The sequence below is a fragment of the Acinetobacter sp. TSRC1-2 genome (genome assembly GCF_049895885.1).
Classification (GTDB): domain Bacteria; phylum Pseudomonadota; class Gammaproteobacteria; order Pseudomonadales; family Moraxellaceae; genus Acinetobacter.
Map to the genome: position 1 here is coordinate 1 of NZ_JAFCTF010000029.1, position 6,794 is coordinate 6,794.

The 6,794-nt window shown below is 38.7% G+C and carries 6 protein-coding genes; 1 reads left to right on the plus strand and 5 read right to left on the minus strand.

Going from position 1 to position 6,794, the window contains the following annotated elements; genetic code table 11:
• Window positions 1-435 precede the first annotated feature (435 nt).
• The 5 genes from ACP69Y_RS16470 to ACP69Y_RS16490 all read right to left on the minus strand — a co-directional run bounded on the left by ACP69Y_RS16470 (window position 436) and on the right by ACP69Y_RS16490 (window position 5,551).
• Window positions 436-1,785, minus strand: coding sequence for an MFS transporter (locus ACP69Y_RS16470; protein WP_425919517.1), 1,350 nt, complete (start codon window positions 1,783-1,785; stop codon window positions 436-438).
• Between the two features lie 106 nt (window positions 1,786-1,891).
• On the minus strand, window positions 1,892-2,596 hold the full coding sequence (locus ACP69Y_RS16475) for a fumarylacetoacetate hydrolase family protein (protein ID WP_425919518.1): 705 nt from the start codon (window positions 2,594-2,596) through the stop codon (window positions 1,892-1,894).
• Window positions 2,597-2,636: 40 nt separating this feature from the next.
• Window positions 2,637-3,275, minus strand: coding sequence for a maleylacetoacetate isomerase (gene maiA / locus ACP69Y_RS16480; RefSeq protein ID WP_425919519.1), 639 nt, complete (start codon window positions 3,273-3,275; stop codon window positions 2,637-2,639).
• On the minus strand, window positions 3,272-4,492 hold the full coding sequence (locus ACP69Y_RS16485; protein WP_425919520.1) for a 3-hydroxybenzoate 6-monooxygenase: 1,221 nt from the start codon (window positions 4,490-4,492) through the stop codon (window positions 3,272-3,274). Before ACP69Y_RS16485 ends, maiA begins: the two co-directional genes overlap by 4 nt.
• Window positions 4,493-4,513: 21 nt before the next feature.
• Window positions 4,514-5,551: a cupin domain-containing protein gene (locus ACP69Y_RS16490; protein ID WP_425919521.1), complete on the minus strand. Its 1,038-nt coding sequence runs from the start codon at window positions 5,549-5,551 to the stop codon at window positions 4,514-4,516.
• Between the two features lie 152 nt (window positions 5,552-5,703).
• Between ACP69Y_RS16490 and ACP69Y_RS16495 the strand changes: the two genes are divergently transcribed.
• Window positions 5,704-6,615, plus strand: coding sequence for a LysR substrate-binding domain-containing protein (locus tag ACP69Y_RS16495; protein WP_425919522.1), 912 nt, complete (start codon window positions 5,704-5,706; stop codon window positions 6,613-6,615).
• The last annotated feature ends 179 nt before the right edge of the window (window positions 6,616-6,794 follow it).

Sequence of the window (6,794 nt, forward strand, 5' to 3'; positions counted from 1 at the left end):
AGTGAATAGAGTTTTCGGTCTCTAAGCACTTTTTAAAGGGAACATCATTGACTCAAATCTCTATTTGCAACAGTGCCCTATTTACACCGCTCAAATGTGCTTAAAACTATATTATATTGCACCATTCAAGTTCACTCAGTGCATCAAAGCGTGGCCGTGAGTTGTTCAGTCAGCTTTTTCTATTGCAGTTGCTCAACTTGATCCGGTTCATTAAAGGTCACACGGTAGTTTTGACGACGATTCAGCCAAAAATCAGCAATAGTAAAATGTTGGGTTAAACAGTTGTTCCCATAGCACAATACCCCCAGCAATGGCTATAGGTATATTCTAGATTTTAAATCCATTCCGCCAAGAAACGTAGGATGTATTTGCTTTCATTTTCAGGCACATCAATCAATACGTTTGGTAAACGTCTCATTCAGAGATAAGTTGCTCTTATTGTACGACTGAATAAACGTCTGTAGTTTTAGCTTTCATACGATTGATCATAAATAATGAGAAAGCGGCAAACAAAGCAGGTATTGCCAATAATGACATGATTTCGAAGCTAGATAAGTTCAATGCCATTAACCAGCCACCAATGATTGAACCGACAACTGAGCCGGAACGGCCTGCTGCATTTGCCCAGCTCACACCCGTTGCTCGGCAATGGGTTGGATAAAAACTTGATGAAAATGCATTAACCCCCACTTGTGAGCCACTAATACCCACACCCACTCCAAACATTCCTAAAAGTAATAACATGGTATTAGCCTGTTCAATGCCTAGCCCCAAACACATTAAAAATGCTGCGCCTAATACATAAGCAATGCTGAGAACTTTTGTAGAGTCAATTTTATCCATCATATATCCAATGACAATCGCTCCAATTGTTCCACCAATTTGAAATACCGAAGTCACCCAAGATGCATTTTTTAAGTTAAATCCATTATTTGTAAGTAAGGTTGGCATCCAGCTTGAAATCATATATATGATGAGTAAGCTCATAAAAAAAGTACACCAAATTAAAAACGTACCCATTGCATATTGACGACTGAATAAGTCTTTAATACCTACTTTGTTGGTTTCATTTTGAGTTGGAATTAAGCGTGGTAATACTTGAATATGGGGTGAAATACGACGCATGATCTGTTCAATTTTTTCAATACTTTGATTCTTCAGCACCATAAAACGGAGAGATTCAGGTAATAAGAAAATTAAAAAAGGTACTGTTAATAATGGCAAAATGCCACCGATAAGTAAAATACCATGCCATCCAACACTTGGTAGTAATTGTGCTGATGCAATTCCGCCTAATGCAGAACCAATGGTAAAACCACAAAACATTAAAGTAACTAAACTCGAACGACGTTTTGTTGGGCTATATTCAGAAGTCAGGGTAATCGCATTTGGCATTGCCCCGCCCAGTCCAAGACCAGTAATAAAACGCCAAATAATAAGTGAAGTAAGATCTGAAGAATATGCAGCAAATATACTTGCTACTCCAAATAATATCACTGAACCAATCAAAATAGATTTACGTCCAATCTTGTCTGCAAGCGGTCCAAAAACAAGTGCTCCGGCCATTAAACCAAATAAACCGGCACCAAATAGAGGGGCAAGATCTGTGGCTTGTAAAGCCCATTCAGCTTTTAATGCTGGTGCAATAAAACCGACTGCTGCTGTATCAAAGCCATCAATAGCGACCACGAGAAAACACAGCCACATAATTAATTTCTGTGAACCTGATAGCGGATTTTTATCTATAAAACTTTGTACATCAATTGTCTGTTGAGAATGAGACATTTAATACTCCTTGTAGACGTATCTTGAGTTACGCCCTATTGCATTCCTTAGCGAAAAGAGATGTCTCTTTTTTTTATTTTTGAGACATCTCTTAAAATTGAATAAACTAAATCACATTCACGGTAATGCCCGTCAAACCTTGAATTTCAGCATGCATCACATCGCCTTTCACCACAGCACCCACACCTTCCGGTGTACCGGTAAAGATCAGGTCACCCGCTTTTAACTCAAATAAAGAAGATAAATTCGCGATCGTTTCTGAAACAGACCAAATTAGGTGGCTCACATCACTATGTTGTTTTTCTTCACCATTCACAGTCAATAAGATATCGGCTTGATTAAGTTCACCAGTTGCTGAAATTGGATGAATTGGACCAATCGGTGCCGAATAGTCAAATGCTTTACCGACTTCCCATGGACGACCTTTTTCACGCATACTCATTTGTAAATCACGACGCGTCATATCTAAGCCAACTGCATAACCGAAAATATAATCAGCAGCATCTTCAACAGAAATGTCTTTGCCATCTTTTCCAATTGCAACGACTAATTCAATTTCATAATGATAGTTAGAGGTTTCTGGTGGATATGGAATATCAACAGTTTGATCCGCTAGAACAGGCACAACTGATTGTTCATCATTTGGTTTGCAAAAGAAAAATGGTGGTTCACGATCTGGATCAAAACCCATTTCACGTGCGTGCGCTGCATAGTTACGGCCTACGCAATAAACACGACGTACTGGAAATTGTTGTTCAGAACCTTGAATGGGTAATGCTGCCGTTTTAATTGGCTCAAAAATAAATGACATATATATTCCCTTGTATAAATTAATTAATTTTCTTTAATTACTAAATTGAATCTGCTTGCTGTGTAGGATCTGCATGCTGAAAGGCGGGCAATTGCATGCAATATTCATAAATAGAAACGATGCTTGGATAGGGGGTTAAATCAACCTTGAATCTTTTTGCTGAGTAAACTTGTGGAATCAGATATACATCTGCCAAAGTTACAGAATTGCCATAACAAAAATTTTCACGCGTGTTATCCGATTTCAGCATGGTTTCTAGTGCTTCAAAACCAGTTGAAATCCATTCAGTACACCATGCCAAAACCTGAGATTCATCTTGCTTCAGGGTTGTACGCAAGTATTCCAAAACCCGCTTGTTATTAATGGGATGAATATCGCATCCCACTACAGCAGCCAATGCACGCACTTTTGCTTTTTCAAGAGGGTCTGTGGGCAATAATGCAGGCGCTGGGTATTGCTCTTCTAACCATTCCAAAATGGCAGGACTTTGAGTCAATAAGCCCTGTTCAATTTCAAGTACTGGTACAAAACCTTGAGGATTTAATTGCTTAAATTCAATATCATGATGCTGATTTTTAGCTAAAGAAATTGAAACCTGCTCATAACTTAATCCTTTTAGGTTTAAAGCAATTCTCAGTCGATGCGAGGTTCCGCTACGGAAAAACCCATACAGTTTCATGCGACATTTCCTTGAAAATTTTGTGCCGCACTGAGGCAATTCTGGACATTCCAACCATAGAGCCACTCCATCGCATCATAAAAACGCTCTGCGGGACGATCACGCCATAAATCATTACGGACTAAACGCTGCACACCTTTGGCATGATAAAGCTTACCCATTTCACGGGAGGACAAGACGATTCTTGCCGTACGGGATATTCTTGCTTTTTGATATAAATCAAATGCTTGTTGAATATTATTATTGCAAACTTGTAATGCCTCACCTAAGGTCACGGCATCTTCAAGTGCCATACATGCACCCTGTGCCATATATTGGGTTGTAGGATGTGCTGCATCACCCAATAATGTAATACGCCCAAAGCTCCATTGATCAATTGGATCACGGTCAGCTGTTGCCCAACGCTTCCAACTTTTTGGCAATTCAATAAGTTGGCGTGCCTTAGGACAAATACCTTCAAAATAAGAAAGTACTTCTTCTTTCGAACCATCAGTTACCCCCCATTGCTCTTCTTCACGGCTATGGAAAGTGACCACCACGTTATATTCTTCACCACCACGCAGTGGATAATGGACCAAATGACAATTTGGACCGACCCAAATACTCGCTGCATTCCATTTCAAATCTTCAGGAAACTCGGCTTCCGGCACAACAGCACGATAAACGACATGTCCAGTAACCAATGCCGGGTCACCTACACAAGTTTCACGTACCACTGATTTCACACCATCTGCACCAATCAAAGCCTGTCCGACATGAGTATTACCATGTTGATCAACAATGGAAACTTGATCTTGATCTTGTGAGATGGACTGAATACGACAATTGGTAATAATTTCTAAATCACCGATTTGTGCTGCTCCTTCAACTAAAGATGCATGAATATCTGCACGATGAATAACGGCATAAGGATTACCAAACCGTTGACGGAATTTTTCATCGGTTGGAATTTTACCTACCTGATACTCATCCAAAGCATCATGCATGACCATATAATCGGTATAAACGGCTTTCGCTCTGGCGATTTCCCCTACACCCAATGCATCAAAAGCATGGAATGCATTTGGACCTAATTGAATTCCTGCACCAATTTCGCCAATTTCTGGCGCTTGCTCGAATACTTTTACTTTGAAACCTTGCTGAGTCAGTGCAAGAGCTGCTGCAAATCCACCAATACCACCGCCTGATATCAAAATAGGTCTTTGATCTATTGTCATTTTCGATTCCTTTCAAAAAATTTAAATACGTTCACGTGTCGAATACAAACCTAATTTTTTCTGTAATGGCGCCTCATCTGCCACGAAGACGTAACATGGTGCTTCTGTATTATTGATTAAATCAATTTGGGCAAAACAAGGTGCACAAGCTGTATCTGAACGATCCAATTGATGGCTTTCAGCATTAATATCAATCTGCATTTCACCTTGAATCACATGAAAAACTTGCGCTACTGAACGACGCTCTAACTGTAAAATCTGTTTAGGCGCTAAACGTAAAGCTGAATAGCCAATGATTTTTTGACAATCCTCGCCCGTCTCAGGATTGATATAACTCACTTGTGCAGGGGAGTTATAACTTTTATCTTCTGCTAATGAATCAAGAACTTGCTTTGTATCTCGCCACGAGTAACGCAAAATTGGATAAGTCGATTTTTCGCGTAAAAAATGTTTGGTCGGAACAATACCCTTACCGTAATGCTGACCTAAATCATAACCCTGAACTTTCTGTAGATCCCCACCTTCCACATAAGATGCTTCCATGTAATACACGAGAGGTAAATCTAAAACATCAAGCCAAATCACCGGTTCATCACCATCATGGCCATGCTCATGCCATAAACCTGATGGCGTTAAAATTAAATCGCCATGTTCCATCCTGCATTTTTGGCCTTCTACTGTTGTATAAGCCCCAGAGCCTTCTACAATCAACCGAACTGCATTTGGCGTATGACGATGAGATGGCGCCCATTCATTTGGCAACAACAGTTGCATCCCTAAATAAATTGCAGAGGTTGCTTTCATGTTTTCTAATCCATGTCCTGGATTTGCCAAAACTAAAACGCGTCGTTCTGCTTTTTCAATGGGTGTTAATTCACCAGCTTCTAATAATAAGGGTTTGATATCTTTAAAATGCCAAGCGGTAACCTGAGTTTGTGGCATAGGTTGAATGGGGGGTAATACATTACGCAAGCTTGGCCAAAGTGGAACAAGATTAGATTGCGTTAAATTGGAAAGATATTGTTTTGGTAAATCTTCTAAAGTTGCTAATTGTTCCATCTAGCGTCCCTCTTCCTGATAAATAAAAGCAATTATTCCGACAATTGCTATGAATCCTTTAATTGCTTTTAATCTATCAATTGAATTTACTTGTATACATAAGCAAAAATGAATAGCCTGTATTGATAAAATCAATACAGGCTATGATGAGAATGGATATCGACTCAAGACTTATTCAAATTTTTCATGAAATTTATAAACATAAAAGCGTTTCTAAAGCTGCTGAATACTTAGGGATTGGTCAACCTACTTTAAGCGTGGGACTCAATAAATTAAGAGAACATTTTAAAAACCCGCTTTTTGTACGAGTGGGAAATACAATGGAGCCAACTGATTTAGCAAGAAATATTTTTCCAATGACTGTAGAAATGATGAATAAGCTTAAAGTGATTAATCATTTTAATCTTGATTTTGATCCGCATACTTCGAATTACGAATTTAAAATAAGTATGACGGATATTAGTCATTTGGTTTTATTACCGAAATTAGTAGGTTATCTACGTCAAAATGCACCTAATATCCGTCTCAGCATTGTGCCTATTGACACAAATACACCGTCCTTAATGGCTGAAGGAGAAATTGATCTTGCTATTGGTTTTCTCCCCCAATTAGAAGCAGGCTTTTATCAGCAAACCCTTTTTCGACAAGAATATACAGTTATTGCGAGTCCATCACATCCACGGCTATTAGGGACTACTCTTACACACCAGGAATTCTGTAGAGAATTACATGTCGATATTTTGGCAACAGGTGGTCATTATGTAGTGGAGCATGAACTACAAAGAATTGGCGTAAACCGAAATATTTTAATGAAGTTACCTGGCTATCTCGGCATCGGTTTAGTTATAAAATACACCGATGCCATTGCAACGATTCCACTTTATTTGAGTAAATTCTTGGAAGCTCGAGGTGAGATTAAAGTTTTAACGTCACCTTACTCTTTTCCTGAGTATAGTGTTAAGCAGCATTGGCATGCTCGCTCCCATAACAATCCAAATAATCAGTGGCTCCGAAAAATATGTTTTGAATTATTTTCAGAATCTGGAAAAAATAGCCAAGTATAATAAAAAATATAAGCCTTATAGGCTCTCCCAAAACTATAAGGCTTAACGCTGTAGTGTCTTTGCTTATACCTCACACTCCTGTAAGTTCGCAATTATATTTTTATAATAGATCTCTTTCATAAATCAAAAAATGATCTTCTTTTTGATTTATATTTGTACCCCAGAATTTTTAGCATTCG

Excerpts from the sequence above, each read along its gene's own strand:
- ACP69Y_RS16475 (WP_425919518.1), bottom strand. The coding sequence starts at position 2,596 with ATGTCATTTATTTTTGAGCCAATTAAAACGGCAGCATTACCCATTCAA.
- ACP69Y_RS16495 (WP_425919522.1), top strand. The coding sequence starts at position 5,704 with ATGGATATCGACTCAAGACTTATTCAAATTTTTCATGAAATTTATAAA.
- ACP69Y_RS16470 (WP_425919517.1), bottom strand. The coding sequence starts at position 1,785 with ATGTCTCATTCTCAACAGACAATTGATGTACAAAGTTTTATAGATAAA.
- ACP69Y_RS16485 (WP_425919520.1), bottom strand. The coding sequence starts at position 4,492 with ATGACAATAGATCAAAGACCTATTTTGATATCAGGCGGTGGTATTGGT.
- ACP69Y_RS16490 (WP_425919521.1), bottom strand. The coding sequence starts at position 5,551 with ATGGAACAATTAGCAACTTTAGAAGATTTACCAAAACAATATCTTTCC.
- maiA (WP_425919519.1), bottom strand. The coding sequence starts at position 3,275 with ATGAAACTGTATGGGTTTTTCCGTAGCGGAACCTCGCATCGACTGAGA.